Annotated in this window: 13 protein-coding genes; 6 read left to right on the top strand and 7 right to left on the bottom strand. The window is 66.0% G+C overall.

The window, feature by feature from the left end:
* Positions 1-39 precede the first annotated feature (39 nt).
* The gene (bla, locus tag JJB99_RS35530) at positions 40-897 is read right to left on the bottom strand and encodes a class A beta-lactamase (RefSeq protein ID WP_200496731.1); all 858 of its coding nucleotides are present in this window, start codon (positions 895-897) and stop codon (positions 40-42) included.
* 209 nt (positions 898-1,106) lie between these two features.
* On the bottom strand, positions 1,107-1,481 hold the full coding sequence (locus tag JJB99_RS35525) for a nuclear transport factor 2 family protein (protein WP_200496730.1): 375 nt from the start codon (positions 1,479-1,481) through the stop codon (positions 1,107-1,109).
* 94 nt (positions 1,482-1,575) lie between these two features.
* Here JJB99_RS35525 and JJB99_RS35520 point away from each other — a divergent pair, with 94 nt between their 5' ends.
* Positions 1,576-2,004: a GFA family protein gene (locus JJB99_RS35520; protein WP_200496729.1), complete on the top strand. Its 429-nt coding sequence runs from the start codon at positions 1,576-1,578 to the stop codon at positions 2,002-2,004.
* A gap of 171 nt (positions 2,005-2,175) precedes the next feature.
* Positions 2,176-3,993 carry a caspase family protein gene (locus tag JJB99_RS35515; RefSeq protein ID WP_200496728.1) on the top strand — a complete coding sequence of 606 codons (1,818 nt, stop codon included), beginning with the start codon at positions 2,176-2,178 and terminating at the stop codon, positions 3,991-3,993.
* A gap of 57 nt (positions 3,994-4,050) precedes the next feature.
* On the opposite strand, the gene JJB99_RS35510 is transcribed toward JJB99_RS35515, so the two are convergent.
* Both JJB99_RS35510 and JJB99_RS35505 read right to left on the bottom strand, forming a co-directional pair.
* On the bottom strand, positions 4,051-4,728 hold the full coding sequence (locus JJB99_RS35510; protein ID WP_200496727.1) for a DUF1345 domain-containing protein: 678 nt from the start codon (positions 4,726-4,728) through the stop codon (positions 4,051-4,053).
* Positions 4,729-4,931: 203 nt separating this feature from the next.
* Positions 4,932-5,855, bottom strand: a complete 924-nt coding sequence (locus JJB99_RS35505; RefSeq protein ID WP_200496726.1) for a polyprenyl synthetase family protein — start codon at positions 5,853-5,855, stop codon at positions 4,932-4,934.
* Positions 5,856-6,015: 160 nt separating this feature from the next.
* Here JJB99_RS35505 and mtgA point away from each other — a divergent pair, with 160 nt between their 5' ends.
* The 3 genes from mtgA to JJB99_RS35490 all read left to right on the top strand — a co-directional run bounded on the left by mtgA (position 6,016) and on the right by JJB99_RS35490 (position 7,834).
* Positions 6,016-6,690 (top strand): monofunctional biosynthetic peptidoglycan transglycosylase, encoded by a 675-nt coding sequence (mtgA, locus tag JJB99_RS35500; protein WP_200496725.1) that lies wholly within the window; start codon positions 6,016-6,018, stop codon positions 6,688-6,690.
* A gap of 169 nt (positions 6,691-6,859) precedes the next feature.
* Positions 6,860-7,042, top strand: a complete 183-nt coding sequence (gene rpmF / locus JJB99_RS35495; RefSeq protein ID WP_007598106.1) for a 50S ribosomal protein L32 — start codon at positions 6,860-6,862, stop codon at positions 7,040-7,042.
* Between the two features lie 144 nt (positions 7,043-7,186).
* Positions 7,187-7,834 carry a hypothetical protein gene (locus JJB99_RS35490; RefSeq protein WP_200500442.1) on the top strand — a complete coding sequence of 216 codons (648 nt, stop codon included), beginning with the start codon at positions 7,187-7,189 and terminating at the stop codon, positions 7,832-7,834.
* Between the two features lie 200 nt (positions 7,835-8,034).
* Here JJB99_RS35490 and JJB99_RS35485 read toward each other — a convergent pair whose 3' ends face one another.
* Positions 8,035-8,295 carry a hypothetical protein gene (locus tag JJB99_RS35485; protein WP_200500441.1) on the bottom strand — a complete coding sequence of 87 codons (261 nt, stop codon included), beginning with the start codon at positions 8,293-8,295 and terminating at the stop codon, positions 8,035-8,037.
* 220 nt (positions 8,296-8,515) lie between these two features.
* Here JJB99_RS35485 and JJB99_RS35480 point away from each other — a divergent pair, with 220 nt between their 5' ends.
* Positions 8,516-10,210 (top strand): bifunctional diguanylate cyclase/phosphodiesterase, encoded by a 1,695-nt coding sequence (locus JJB99_RS35480; protein WP_200496724.1) that lies wholly within the window; start codon positions 8,516-8,518, stop codon positions 10,208-10,210.
* Positions 10,211-10,313: 103 nt separating this feature from the next.
* Here JJB99_RS35480 and JJB99_RS35475 read toward each other — a convergent pair whose 3' ends face one another.
* Complete coding sequence (locus tag JJB99_RS35475) at positions 10,314-13,181, bottom strand: PAS-domain containing protein (RefSeq protein WP_200496723.1); 2,868 nt, start codon at positions 13,179-13,181, stop codon at positions 10,314-10,316.
* A gap of 366 nt (positions 13,182-13,547) precedes the next feature.
* Positions 13,548-14,423 carry an acyl-CoA acyltransferase gene (locus tag JJB99_RS35470; protein ID WP_200496722.1) on the bottom strand — a complete coding sequence of 292 codons (876 nt, stop codon included), beginning with the start codon at positions 14,421-14,423 and terminating at the stop codon, positions 13,548-13,550.
* Positions 14,424-14,466 lie beyond the last annotated feature (43 nt).

Genomic DNA, 14,466 nt, shown 5'->3' with positions numbered 1-14,466 from the left:
CTTGGCCCGGAAGCAATCGCAAGGTCAATGCGGTGCGGCTCACGTCAGCCGTTCGGCCACCATGCGCCCGATGCGTGCGAACACGGCCTCGATCTGGGCCGCGGTCGGCGCCCCGCCCTGGACATAGGTCGCGATCAGGATCGGTGCGTCCGGCTTGGGCCACACGACGGCGATGTCGCCCGCGGCATCCCTGCCGTTGTTGCCGGTCTTGTCGCCGATCTTCCAGCCCGCCGGCAGGCCACCGCGCAGCCGGTTCGCGCCCGTCTTGCAGCCGACCATCCATTCGGTGAGTTGGGCACGCGAGGCCGGCGACAGCGCCTCGCCCACCACCAACCGCTTCAGATTGCCGGCCATCGCCGCCGGCGTCGTGGTGTCCCGGGGATCGCCCGGCGGCGAGCGGTTGAGCTCGGGCTCATTGTGGTCGAGCCGCGAGGTGGCATCGCCGATCGATCGCCAGAACGCGGTGAGCGCGGCGGGCCCGCCGACCCGCGCCAGCAGCAGATTGGCGCAGGTGTTGTCGCTGAGCTCGACGATGGCCTTGCACATGTCAGCGACCGACATCCCGCCGGCCGCGAGATTCTGCTTGGCGACCGGGGCGTACTCCAGCAGGTCGGCCTGGCCGTAAGGGATCGTGGCCGCAAGCTGCTCCTCGCCGCGATCGACCCGCACCAGCACGCAGGCCGCGAGCGAGGCCTTGAAGGTCGAGCACATCACGAAGCGTTCGTCGGCGCGCCAGGCGAGCCTTGCGCCGGTCGCGAGATTTTCGGCGTAGACCCCGACCCGCCCGCCGCTCTCGCGCTCGTAGGACTCGAACTCGGGCCACGCCTCCGCGGCAAGTGCGGGAGACGCGGCCATCCAGCAGAACGAGGCGAGCAGCGAGCGGCGGTCGAGAAGCATGGGGGACTTTCCCTTCTTCGCCTCTCCCCGTTTGCGGGGAGAGGCCGCATCGCATCGGCAGATGCGATACGGGTGAGGGGGACTCTCCGCGAGTCCAATTGTCAATGTGTTCGCGGAAGCAGCCCCTCACCCCAACCCTCTCAGCGCGAGCGAAGCTCGTCGCGGCCCCGTAAGAACGGGGAGAGGGGAGTCGCAGGGCGCCCGCCCCCTCACTCCCTCAGATCATACCGATACGATTTCGACACGATCTGCCAGCCGTCGGCGAGCTTCATCGCGACCAGATAGTCGGTGAAGAAGCGCGGCGGCAGCTGGCAGCGGACCTTGATGAAGGCGGTCTTCTCGTCGGAGCGGTCGATGGTGACGATGAAATCCTCGCGCGGCTTGCCTTCGGCCTTGCCGGAAGGGCGCTTGCGCACCCGGTCGAGCCAGTCCGGCACGGTCAGCACCTGCAGCTCGCCCTTTTCGACCCAGCGCAAATCGGCGGAGGGATGGAAGATGGCGCCGAGCTTGTCGGCGTCGCCCTCGTAGAGGCCGTCAAAATAGGATTGCACGACGGCTTCGACGCTCGAACGGTTCTGGCTCATGGGTCATCCTTTTGCATGATGGCTTGGGACAAACTTAGTCGTACACATCAGAATGCGCTATGGGTGTGTCAGCCATTTGCGCGAAGGCGTCGCCATGCCCGGATCAGAAAATTCGAACGCTCGTATCCTCACCGGCGAATGCTATTGCCGCGCCGTGCGCTTCGAGGTGGCGGATGCGTTCTCCTACGCGATGAATTGCCACTGCTCGAACTGCCGCCGCACCACCGGCTCAGCCTTCAAGCCGTTCGCTGGGATCGAGCAGCACAACCTTCGCCTTGTCCAAGGTGCAGACCAGCGCCTGATCTACGGCGACGACATGACCCATGACGCCCACTGCGCGCGCTGCGGCTCGCTGCTTTATTCCCGGGTCCGCGAGGGAAAATGGGTCCATGTCGCCATGGGAACCCTGGTCGACGCCCCCTCGATCCGCCCGACGGCCCATATTTTCGTCGGCTCGAAGGCGCCCTGGCATGAGATTACAGACAATCTGCCGCAATATCGTGGGCACATCGGCGATTCCTAGCCAGCGGGCCTGTGTCGGCGAACCCCGACCGCGCTGGCGCGACAAACATAGAGGGTCCTTCGGTCCGCTGCCGGCGCCGCCTTCGTGACCTTCATCACAAGCGGTAGCGGCGGGTCCTGCTAAAGCGGCCCCAAAGGGCTCGAACTGCCTCTGAACTTCGGAAGTCGTGTCATGCGCAATCTGCTCAGACTTTGCCCGCTTCTCCTCGCTCTGGCGCTGCTGCTCGGCGCCGGACCCGCTTTCGCCGGAAAGCGCGTCGCGCTGGTGCTCGCCAACTCGGCCTATCAGCATGCGCCCCCGCTCACGAATCCGGTCAATGACGGTGCGGTGATGGCGAAGACGCTGAAGGAGGCCGGTTTCGACATCGTCGAGTCCCGGCGCGATCTGTCGGCGCTCGACACGCGGCGTGTGCTGCGCGACTTCGCGGACGCGACCCGCGATGCCGACATCGCCGTGGTCTATTATGCCGGCCACGGCATCGAGGTCGAAGGCTCGAACTATCTGATTCCTGTCGACGCCAGGCTCGAGCGCGACACCGACGTGTACGACGAGGCGCTCTCGCTCGACCGGATCCTGGTCGCCGTCGAGCCCGCCAAGCAGCTGCGCCTGGTGATCCTGGATGCCTGCCGCGACAATCCGTTCGGCAAGACCATGAAGCGCACGGTCGCCTCGCGCGGTATCGGCCGCGGCCTTGCCCAGGTCGAGCCGACCAGTCCCAACACCTTGATCGCCTATTCGGCCAAGGCCGGCTTCACCGCGCAGGACGGCGACGGTGCCAACAGCCCCTTCACGGTCGCGCTGTCGAAGCATCTGACGACGCCGGGCCTCGACGTCCGTCGCGCCTTCGGCTTCGTGCGTGACGACGTGCTCAAATCGACCGGCAACAAGCAGGAGCCGTTCGTGTACGGCTCGCTCGGCGGCGAGGACGTCCCGCTGGTTCCCGTCAAGGCGGTGGCCGCGGCGCCAGTGGCGCCTGCGCCGAACCCGCAGGCCGACGTTCGCCGCGATTACGAGCTCTCGCTCCAGGTCGGCAACCGGGCGGCATGGGAGGCGTTTCTGGCTCAGCATCCCGACGGCTTCTACGCGAACCTTGCCAAGCTGCAGCTCGAGAAAATCGGTGCCGAGCAGGCCCACGCGGCGGCGACCGAAAAGGCGAAGCAAGCCGAGGCCGAGCGCGATCGTCTCGCCGCGCTCGGCGCGCAGAAGGACGCGCAGGCCAAGGCTGCGGCGGATGCGAAGGCCGCCGAGCAGGCGCAGCTCGTCGCGCAGAAGGCCAAGGAGCAGGCGCAGCAGCAGGCTGCCGCCGCCGAGCAGCAGCGTGTCAATCTCGCCGCGACGGCACCGAGTGCCGCACCAGTCAGCACGGCGAGTCCGGCCGGCACCAATGTCGCCTCGCTGACGCCGGCGACCGCGCCGGCCGATCTCAGCCGATCGGTGCAGACCGAGCTCGGCCGCGTCGGCTGCTTCTCCGGGCAGGCGGACGGCAACTGGAACACCTCCTCGCAGCGGTCGCTCTCGCAGTTCAACCGTTATGCCGGCACCAAGCTCGACGTGAAAATGGCGAGCACCGATGCGCTCGATGCGGTGAAGTCGAAACCGTCGCGGGTCTGTCCGCTGGTCTGCCAGCATGGCTTCAAGGCCGACGGTGACAAGTGCACCAGGATCGTCTGCCGTGACGGCTACGCGGTCAACGACGACAATGAGTGCGAGAAGCAGCGTGCCGCAAAACCGGCCACCAAGCCCGCGAGCGTCAAGCGTGACGACAGCGAAGAGCGTCCCGCGCGGCAGCGTCGTCAGGCCGGCGGCGCAACGGGCCGTTATGGTGCCGCTGCCGGCATCGCGGCTGCCGCCGGTGCCAGCCGCCCCTCGGGTGGCGGGCAGGTCTATTGCAATAACACCGGCTGTCGTCCGGTCAACCGTGGCTGCCATCTTGAATATCGCGGTGGCGGCGGCCCCGGCAACGATTCCAATGCCGAGGTTTGTTACTAGGGGCTAGAAGTCTCCCTCTGTCGTCCCTTCGAGCGCGCGCATTCGCGGGGACGACGATCAGTTCGAGATCGCGCTGGCCGCGATATTCACCGTCAGCGCCAGCAAAGCCGTATTGTAGATGAATGACACGATGCCGTGGGCGGTCGCCGTGCGGCGGATGGTCTTGTCGGTGATGCCGACGTCGGAGACCTGCGCGGTCATCCCGATCACGAACGAGAAATAGACAAAATCCCAATAGTCGGCGTGGTCTTCCTTGTCGCCGCTCGGAAATTGAAGGCCGCCCGCGGGGTGGCGATAATAGTCGTGGGCGTAGTGCAGCGCGAACGTGGTGTGCACGGCGGCCCAGGACAGCGCAATGGTGGTGATCGCGATCGTCAGCTCCGCGGCGCCGCGGTGGGCGCCGAGTTCGGAGACGATCGCAGCGATACTCGCGAATGCGCCAATGGCCGTCACCAGCAGGATCACGAAGCGGCCGTCGTCCTGCATCGCCGCGGCACGGCGGATGTGATGATGATCGTTGCAGAGCATCATCGTGTAGACCAGAACGAGATACACCGCGATCAGCGCATTCCAGCCGAACAACAGCCGCGTCACCAGCCGGTGCGAACCCGGCAGCAGCAGGCAGACCAGAATGCCGACGCCCAGCGAGATGAAGGTCCGCGGCCGCGCATAGATCAGCCGCACCGGCCGCGACATCTGGCGGAAGCGGACGAGGACGGGATCTTCTTTTTCCATGCGGATCGTCCGGTGAGGCCTGAGCGGCATCGCAGGTGCGCTCCCTCCCCCGTTTGCGGGGGAGGGCTGGGGAGAGGGTGTTTCCACAAAGGAGAACCCCCAAGAGGAGAGAGCCCTCACCCGGCGCGCGGGACGATGCTTCGCATCGCCCGGGACGCGCCGACCTCTCCCGCAAGCGGGAGAGGCAAAGGAGCCCGGAACTACTAGCTCTTCCGCTCGGCGACGAAGCGCGCAGCGGCTTGCAGCACGGCGGCGCGGTCGCCGAAGATCGAGACCGCGCTATCGGCGCGCGCGAGCAGGTCGCGCACGCGCTGCTTGGCGCCGTCGATGCCGAGCTGGGTGACGAAGGTGGTCTTGCCGAGCGCGGCATCGGCGCCGGCCGGCTTGCCGAGCGCGGCCGCATCGCCCTCAACGTCGAGCAGATCGTCGGCGATCTGGAAGGCTTCGCCGAGTGCGCGGCCGTAATCGTCGAGCGCCTGATATTCTTTCTGCGAGGCCTGGCCGAGGATCGCGCCGGCGATGCAGCCATAGCGCAGCAGCGCACCCGTCTTCATTTGCTGAATACGTGCGACATCGATCGGTTCATTGCCGCCAAAACGGCCTTCGCCGGCGAGATCCAGGATCTGGCCGCCGACCATGCCGCCGATGCCGGCGCAGCGCGCCAGCGCGCGCGTCAGCAGCAGCCGCACATTGGCGTCGCGGTGGATCTCGTCGCGGGTGATGATGTCGAAGGCAAGCGTCAACAGCCCGTCGCCGGCGAGGATCGCGGTCGCGTCATCGGTCTTCTTGTGCAGGGTCGGGCGGCCGCGGCGCAGGTCGGAATTGTCCATCGCCGGCAGGTCGTCGTGGATCAGCGAATAGCAGTGGATGCATTCGAGCGCGGCACCGGCGAGCAGCGCGGCCTCGCGCGGAACACCGAACACGGCGGCGCTCTCGACCACCAGGAACGGCCGCAGGCGCTTGCCGCCGTTCAGGCTCGAATAGCGCATTGCGTCCATCAGTCGCTTGGGCCGGGCGATCTCGTCGTGCAGGATATCGTCCGACAGCAGGCGCCCGAGCAGGGCTTCGGTATCGTCAGCGGTCTTGTCCAGGCGTTTGGCGAAATCGGACGGGGACGTGCCGGTCATCAAGGAGGGCTCCAGAACCAAAATTCGGCGGACAATCCTTTATGAGCCCGCCCCAGTCAATCGTTTGGAAGGCTCAAAAAGTGCTGGAAAAGGCCCGAATTATCACAGACTTAATGGCTGAGCCCATGGCCGCGTTTCATTTTGCGCCGGAAAGGTTGATTTGCGCATCGTCAAACCCCTTCTCCTGGTGCTCGTGGTCGCGCTGCTCGCGCCTTATGTGATCGCGCCGTTCTATCGCACTGGTCATCCGGTTTCGACGCTGATGGCGTGGCGCAGCTTGCGCGGCGCGCCGATGCAGCGGGAGTGGATCGATCTGGCGAACATGTCGCCTTATCTGCCGCGCGCAGTGGTGGCGGCCGAGGACGCCCATTTCTGCAGGCATCACGGCATCGACTGGGGCGCGCTGCGCGAGGCCATCGACGACGCCAGGGAGGACGGCACCGCGTTCCGGGGCGCCTCCACCATCACCCAGCAGGTCGCGAAAAACCTGTTCCTCTGGCAGGGGCGGGATTTTGTCCGTAAGGCGCTGGAATTCCCGCTGGCGCTGTGGATCGACTTCGTGCTGCCCAAGGCGCGGATCCTGGAGATTTACCTCAACATCGCCGAGCTGGGCCCGCAGGGCCAGTTCGGGGTGGAGGCGGCCAGCGCCTATGCCTTCGGCAAGTCGGCCAAGGACCTCACGCCCCGGGAAGCCGCTCTTCTGGCCTCGATCCTGCCCAACCCGGTCAAACGCAGCGCCCGGACCCCCGGGCCAGGTGTCCGGCGGCTGGCGGCGACCTATATGGCGCGGGGGCAGGCGAGCTCGCTTGCGACCTGCTGGCGTGAAAATCGCTGATTTCGGGCTCATTCCGGGCATATTTTCCGGCCCAAGAGCCTAGCTTTACGGCCAGCCTTCCTCTATAAGCGCGGCCTTGATCGGCATTCAGCTCGCCTCGTATTGCGGGTGCTGAGCCGTCCCGTCGCGGACGATGCCCTGATGACACCAATCCCTAGAGGATATTGAAATGGCCGTTCCGAGAAGAAAAACCTCGCCGTCGCGCCGTGGCATGCGCCGCTCGGCAGACGCCATCAAGAAGCCGACCTATGTGGAAGACAAGGACTCCGGCGAGCTCCGTCGTCCGCACCATCTCGACCTCAAGACCGGCATGTACAAGGGCCGTCAGGTCCTGAAGAAGAAAGAGTCCTGACCTTCAGGACCTTTCTTGGGGCAGGACGATTTGATCTGCCTGATTTCGGCCAATCCATGAGATATGACGGTGACGGCGGCGGAGCCAATGCTTCGCCGCTGCATTGTTCTGTCCGGACATCTTGATCGAGAAGGCATCTTGCCGATGGTCGGCTTCCCGCTGCTCCTGATTCCGCTCGCGGTCTACAACATCATCGCTTTCCTGATGCCGAGCGTGTCCTTCTCGGACGTGCTGTTCAAGGTGCCGATGGTCACGGGCGAGACCTGGCCGGTGACGCTTGCCGATCTCCTGCTTGCGCTCGGCGTGGTGCTGCTGCTGCTCGAGGTGGTCAAAGGCGCGCGGCCCGGCTCGAAATTTCTGATGGATCATCTGCTGTCGCTGATCGTGTTCGGCGCAGCCGCGGCCGAATTCGTGATGTGGCCCAAATTCGGCAACTCCACGTACTTCCTGCTGGTGCTGCTCGCGATGGCGGATTTCCTCGGCGGCATCGCCCAGCGCACGCGTCGCCGTGTCGCCTATGTCACCGAGACGGTGCCGGCGCCACGCAAGGCCAAGCGCCAGGCCGAACCGCCGGTGGACGAGCCCGCGCCGGAGCCCAAGTTCGAGCCGGTGTCCACGCCGCAAGCAGCTCCGGCGGCCCCGCCCGCGTCCTCGGCGCAATCAGTCGCCGAATCCGTATTGATGGACCATCCGGCGCCAAAGCCGGTGCAAGCCACATCCTCGCCGGAAATTCCCTCGCCGCATCTGCAGCCGGGCAACGGCACGCCGTCATCTCCCGACGCGCCGCGCTGATTGAGAGCATCACTTCTGTTACCGCTCCGGCGGTGTGCTCCCTCTCCCGCTTGCGGGGGAGGGTTGGGGTGGGGGTGTCTCCACGGAGGGACTCCCCAAGAGGAGAGAGCCCTCACCCGCCGCGCTCTCAAGCGCGTCGACCTCTCCCGCAAGCGGGAGAGGTGCAGCGAGCGCGAAGCAAGGTTGTCCTTTGGACTGTGTTACGCCACCTGCCGCGTGCGAGCGGTGACGCTGGGAAGCAGGCGCTTGCTGCCATAGGCCGTCTGCGCGTCTTCAGACGACGCGCGGCGGAGCCGGCTCGTCTGGGGAAAATGTTCGGCGTTGGCGATGAGCTGGGCCACGAAACTCGGATCGGGGTGTGGCAGCGGGGCCTTGTTGACCCATTGCAATGTCGGCAGCATCGGCACCAGGGCCGTGCCCGTGCCGTTGCCTGCCTGGTCCGATCGATCAGTACCCAACATCGCCATCACCGTTGATCCGGCGCAGATTGTCGCGTTTCGGGACGCGGCCGCCGGTGCGTGTCATGTACTCGCAAGGCCTATGCCGGGCCGAGCAGTTTGGTTCCGCCGCCCACAGAAACGTGGTTTCCAAATTGTTTATCAACTTTGCCTAGGGTCGGGGGCGAATCTGGCCGTATCCTGTGCCGGCTCAGGACTCCCGCTGTCCCGAAACGAGGCGATTTTGACCCCTGCATTGCCGCAAGCCTCCGACATCCTGGCCGCGCTCGGCCAGGCCGTGTTCGCCTGGGACATCGCCAGTGACGCCATTGCCTGGGGCGAGCAGGTTGGCGCGGTCTTCCCCAACATCCCGGCCGAGCGGCTCGCCACCGGCGCCGAGTTTGCCAAGCTGATCGAACCCGCGCAGACGCTGCGGACGGCCGCGCTGGCGCAGACCTCCGCCGTGCACGGCGCCGACGGCACGCCCTACCGGGTCGAGTACGGGGTGCGCATGAGCGCCTCCGATCCCGTGGTCTGGGTCGAGGAGACCGGCCGCTGGTTCGCCGGCCCCGATGGCCGGCCGGTGCGCGCCATCGGCTCCCTCCGCATCAACAATGAGCGCCACGCCCGCGACGAGGAGCTGACGAGGCTGGCCCGGCTCGATCCGCTGACCGGCGAGCTGAATCGCTCGCACCTGATCGCGGCGCTGGCCGAGGCGATCGAGGAGACGACCCGCTTCCGCTCGACCGCCGCGTTCATGCTGGTCGGCATCGATCATCTCGCCCGCGTCAACGATGCCTTCGGCTTCGACGTGGCCGATGCCGTGATCCTCGATGTCGCCAGGCGCATCCGCGCGCGCCTGCGCGGCGGCGACGTGCTCGGCCGCTTCTCCGGCAACAAGTTCGGCCTGATCCTGAAGAATTGCACCGTCGATGACATGAACGTCGCCGCCGAACGTTTCCTCACCGGCATCCGCGACGAGGTGGTGCCGACCAGATCCGGTCCGGTCTCGGTCACGGCGTCGATCGGCGCGGTCAGCCTGCCCCGCTATGCCCGCAGCACCGATGAAGCGATCAATCGCGCCCATGAGACGCTGGATGCCGCCAAGCGCCGCCGCGCCGGCTCGTTCGCGGCCTGGCGTCCGGATGCCGCGCGCGACGCGCAGCGCCGCGTCAACATCCGCGTCACCGACGAGATCGTCACCGCGCTGAACGAGCGCCGCATCAGGCTCGCTTATGAGCCGGTGGTTGCGGCCACCTCGCGCGAGCGTGCGTTTCACGAATGCCTGGTACGGATGGACCAGGGCGACGGCCAGGTGCTGCTCGCGCCCGACATCGTGCCCGTTGCCGAACGGCTCGGTCTCATTCGCCTGGTCGATCACCGCGTGCTCGAGCTCGTGGTCGCCGAGCTCGCCGCCGCGCCCGGCATCTGCCTCAGCCTCAACATCTCGCCTGATACCACCATGGATCCGGACTGGTGGGCCGGCATCGAATCGCTGATGCAAGCTCATCCCGGCGTCGCCGAGCGGCTGATCGTCGAAATCACCGAGACGGTCGCGATCCAGGACATCGACGACGTCCGCGCCTTCGTCGGCCGCCTCAAGCATTTCGGCAGTCGCATCGCCATCGACGATTTCGGCGCCGGCTACACCTCGTTCCGAAACTTGCGCAAGCTCGGCGTCGACATCGTCAAAATCGACGGCGCCTTCGTGCAGAACATCACGCATTCCGCCGACGACCGCGCCTTCGTCCAGACCCTGATCGACCTTGCCCGCCGCCTCGACATCAAGACGGTCGCCGAATGGGTCCAGGACGAGGACGCCGCCAACATGCTGCGCGACTGGGGCTGCGATTACATCCAGGGCCGCCTGATCGGCCTCGCCTCGTCCGAGCGTCCCTGGGACACGCCGCCGGACAGTGCGCTGCCGGTGGCGGGGTAGGCCCGCTTCATCGCCCCACGAACTTTCCCTTTGAAATCAACCCCCTTTCTACTGTGCATGGGGTTGTTTTCGCGAAATCGAGGTCGGAGGAGGAACAAAGCCCTCACGCCACCTTTCGAACCGCGTTCAGCGTCTCGATGGTGCGGCCGACCTCGGCGGCCGGGCAGGGCTTGCCGAAATAATATCCCTGCACGGCGGTGCAGCCGCATTCGCGGACGAAGTCGAGCTGCTCGATGGTCTCGACGCCCTCCGCCGTGGTCTCGACGCCGAGCACGGAGCCGAGGCTGGCGATGGTGCGGACGATGGCAACGCTCTCCGGACTTTCGCCGAGCGTGCCGACAAAGGAGCGGTCGATCTTGATGCGGTCGAACGGAAATTTGCGCAGATAACTCAGCGAGGAGTAGCCGACGCCGAAATCGTCGAGGCTGACGCGGACGCCGAGCGCACGGAGCTGATGCAAAATCTCGATCGTCGCCTCGCTGTCGTCGAGCAGGGCGGTCTCGGTGACCTCGAGCTCGAGCCGCTGCGGCGGCAGACCGGCCTCGGCGAGTGCGCTCGTGACCATCGCCACCAGCCCGCGCGCGCGGAATTGCACCGGCGAGAGGTTGACGGCGATCGTAACATCCGGCCATGAGGCGGCCGTGGCGCAGGCCGTGCGCAGCACCCATTCGCCGATCGGAACGATCAGCCCGTTCTCTTCCGCGATCGGAATGAATTCGGCCGGCGAGACCAAGCCGCGCGAAGGATGCTTCCAGCGCAGCAGGGCCTCGAAACCGGTGAGCTCGGTGGTGTCGAGCCGCACCTGCGGCTGGAACACCAGATGGAATTCGCTCCGCTCCAGCGCCGTGCGCAGATCGTGCTCCAGGGCATGCCGGCTGCGCGCCTGCTCTTCCATCTCGGGCTCGAACAGCTGATAGGCGCCGCGGCCCTTGGCCTTGGCCTGGTACAGCGCGAGGTCGGCGCATTTCATCAGTTCGTCGGCGTCCAACCCATGATCGGGCGCGATCGCGATGCCGACGGAGACGCCGACATGGATCGACTGGCTTTCCAGCGGCGGCGGGTGACCGATGATCTCGACCAGGCGGCGGGCGAGCTTTTCGGCCGATTGCGGTTGCGGGCCACGCTGAAGGACGGCGAACTCGTCCCCGCCGAGGCGCGCGACGGTATCGTGCTCGCCGACGTTCTCCTTCAGCCGCGCTGCGACCCAGCGCAGCAGCCGGTCGCCGGCGGCGTGGCCGAGGCGGTCATTGACCGTCTTGAAATTGTCGAGGTCGAAGCACAGCACGGCCATGGCGCCGCCGGCAATCGCGACCTGGTTCAGCCCCTCGCCCATTTTCTCGCGGAACAGCGTGCGGTTGGGCAAATCAGTCAGGGAGTCGTGCCGCGCCATGTGCGCCACGCGCGCCTGGGCCTTGTGACGCTCGGTGACGTCCTCATAGGTGACGACCCAGCCGCCGAGCTCTATCCGCTTGTGGTTGAGCTTGATGATGCGGCCATCGCTTAGGTGACGATGCAGCGTGTGCTCGCCCTCGCGCAGCCGTTCGACATAGTCGGCGTAGAGCTTGGCGCCGGTCATGTTCGGATGAATGCCGAGCGAGCAGCTATGCTCCATGATCTCGCGCATCGAGACGCCCGGCTTCACGATGTCGGCGGACAGCCCGTACATCTCGATATAGCGGCGGTTGCAGACGATCACGTGCAGGCTGGCATCGAGCATGCACAGGCCGTGGCTCATGTTGTTCAGTGCCGCGTCGAAGCGACGGTACTGCTCGCTCAGCTCCTCGACCGCCCGTTCGCGCTCGGTGATATCCTCGTAGGTGGCGACGAAGCCGCCGTCGGGCAGTGCGGAGTAGCGCACCGAGATCACGGTGTCGTTGGACATGCGCCGGCGCATCGGCGAAGAGTCGCGATTGACGATCGTCGCGCTGGCGGCTTCCAGCAGTTGTTGCGGACTGTATTCGGACGAGAACGCACCGTTCGCCATGGAGCGCTCGATCAGCTCGGCGAGATGCGTGCCTGGCCTGGTCTCCTCCGGCGACAGCCGGTAGATCTTGCGGTAGGTGGTGTTGCAGACGCGCAGGCGCATGTCGCTGTCGTAAAAGGCGAGCCCGTGCGCCATGTTCTCCAGCGCCGCGTCGAGGATGAAATTCTGCTGCCGTAGCGTCTCCTCGTATTGCAGGCGCTCGGTGACGTCCTCATGCACGGTGACCCAGCCGCCGTCGGGCAGGAAGCGGGAGACCGCCTGCACCATCCGTCCGTCATAGCGCATCACCAGCAGCGTTTTCGTTTTCCTGCTGCGCACGTCCTCCAGCCTGGTGGCATGGAATTCGCCCGCCGGCATGCCCGGCAGATTGCCGCGCGAGAGCCAGTGGTCGATCGCCGTGCTGTGCGCGACGCCCGGTTTCACGACCTCGGGGTCGAGATTGTAGAGGTTCAGGAAGCGTTCGTTGCAGACGACGAGACGGCTGTCGGCGTCATACATGATGAGACCGTGCGACATGTTGGCGAGCGCGTGCTGGCTGCGCTCGGTCTGCACGCGCAATTCCGCTTCGAGCCGGGCGAGGCGGCTGACGTCGTCGCAGATCGTCATCCAGCCGCCGCCGGGAAGCGGCTTCAGATCGAGCGACATGACGAGGCCGCTTGCCAGTCGCTGCTCGGTCCGGAACGGCTTGCCGCCCGAGATCTGGGCGATCCGCGCCGAATACAGCGCGTCGAGCTCCTCTTTGGGAAAGTTGCCGCGGCTTGCACTGTGCGCAAGCACCTCGCGGTAGCTCGTGCCCACCCGCACGATGTCGGCCGACATGTCGAACAGGCTGAGGTAACGCTGGTTCACCAGCACGATCCGGTTGTCGGCATCGTAGACGCAGACGCCCTGCTCCATATGGTCGAGCGCAAGCTGGCTCAGCCCGACCAGGGCCTCCGGGCCCTGCTCGCGGCGTGCACCAAGCTCGTTGTCGCGGATCGACGTCATGGGGGCGGCATGGTCTCGGCGGGCAATACACTTAACGCAACGTAATTCGGCTGCCGAGGCTAGCGAAGAGACGGGAAAATTCCCTTAAGCGCGGTAGTTTACGGAGGGTGACCGGCGATTGCGAAAGGCGTGTGCCGGCACGCGAATGTGGAGGAGCACGCAAGCCAGAGCTGGCCAAGAGCGCGCAGCAAACTCCGCGGTCGTCCCTGCGAACGCAGGGACCCATAACCACAGGGAGAGGTTTGACGAAGGCTGGTCGTGAAGAGGCGTTGCCGCGGTACCAAGACCGGGGCCCACGGACAGATCGCGCGGCATGGGTCCCTGCGTTCGCAGGGACGACAGCTCATTCCTGGCCCGCGTGGCTTCCTACGGCCCGTAGAGCACGAGCTCGGTATCGGTGAGATCGCCGAGCTGCGGCCGGTGCGGGCCCTTGAAATATTTGCGGCCACGTCGCTCGGTATAAATGCCGGCAAGACCGGGAATCGGACCATTGGCGTCGATCGCAACCGAGATCTTGCCGAGCCGCAGCAGCAGCCGGCCGATGCGGCCGGCGCAGGCGGCGTATTCGGCGGCGCTGCGGCAATAGATCAGCTTCATCGCCGGCGGCGCGATGAAGCCGCGGCGGATGCGGACCGGTTGCAGGATGAAGGGGAACGTTCCCTTCGGGGTGCGGCAGACCAGGCTGAGACAGTTGTAGCGCGCATGCCGCGTCAACAGCCCGGTCTCGGCGTCAGAAAGTCCCTCGATGGTCTTGGCGTGCTGCGGAATGACCTCGATCTTGCTCCAGCGCGGGGCGCGCGACAGCGCCGGCACGGAGAAGAAGATGCCGCGGCAATAGGCGCGAAAACCCTGGGTCTCGATGATCGGCCAGGTCCACGGCGCCGGGCTGATGTTGAGATAGGTGACGTCCTTGTGCCGCTGCGCGATCTTGGTCAGCAGCGGCGCGTAGTTGCGGTAGGCCGGATCGACATACCAGCTCGACAGATTGCACTGGACGGCGGTCTCGTCGCCGACCTTCCGCGCCGTGTAGATCAGCAGCAGCACGCCGACCGGCGTGCCGTCATTGTCGAGCATGTAACCGAAGCGCGGATAGCCCTCCGGCACAGGCCGGAAGGCCTGCCGGCGCAGGCCCTGGATCCAATAATTGTGCGAGCGGCCGACGAAGCCGCGCGTCAGCAAGTCCGCGATGGCTTCGACATCGGACTCGGTGATCTCGCGGCATCGGACCTTGGTGTGGATCACGCTCGTCTTGCCCGTGGAAATGGGAGGCCTCGTTTGGTCTATC

It is taken from the genome of Bradyrhizobium diazoefficiens, assembly GCF_016616235.1.
Classification (GTDB): Bacteria; Pseudomonadota; Alphaproteobacteria; order Rhizobiales; family Xanthobacteraceae; genus Bradyrhizobium; species Bradyrhizobium diazoefficiens_H.
The sequence above is the reverse complement of the archived record's forward strand: the minus strand, read 5'-3'. Positions and strand labels throughout refer to the sequence as shown.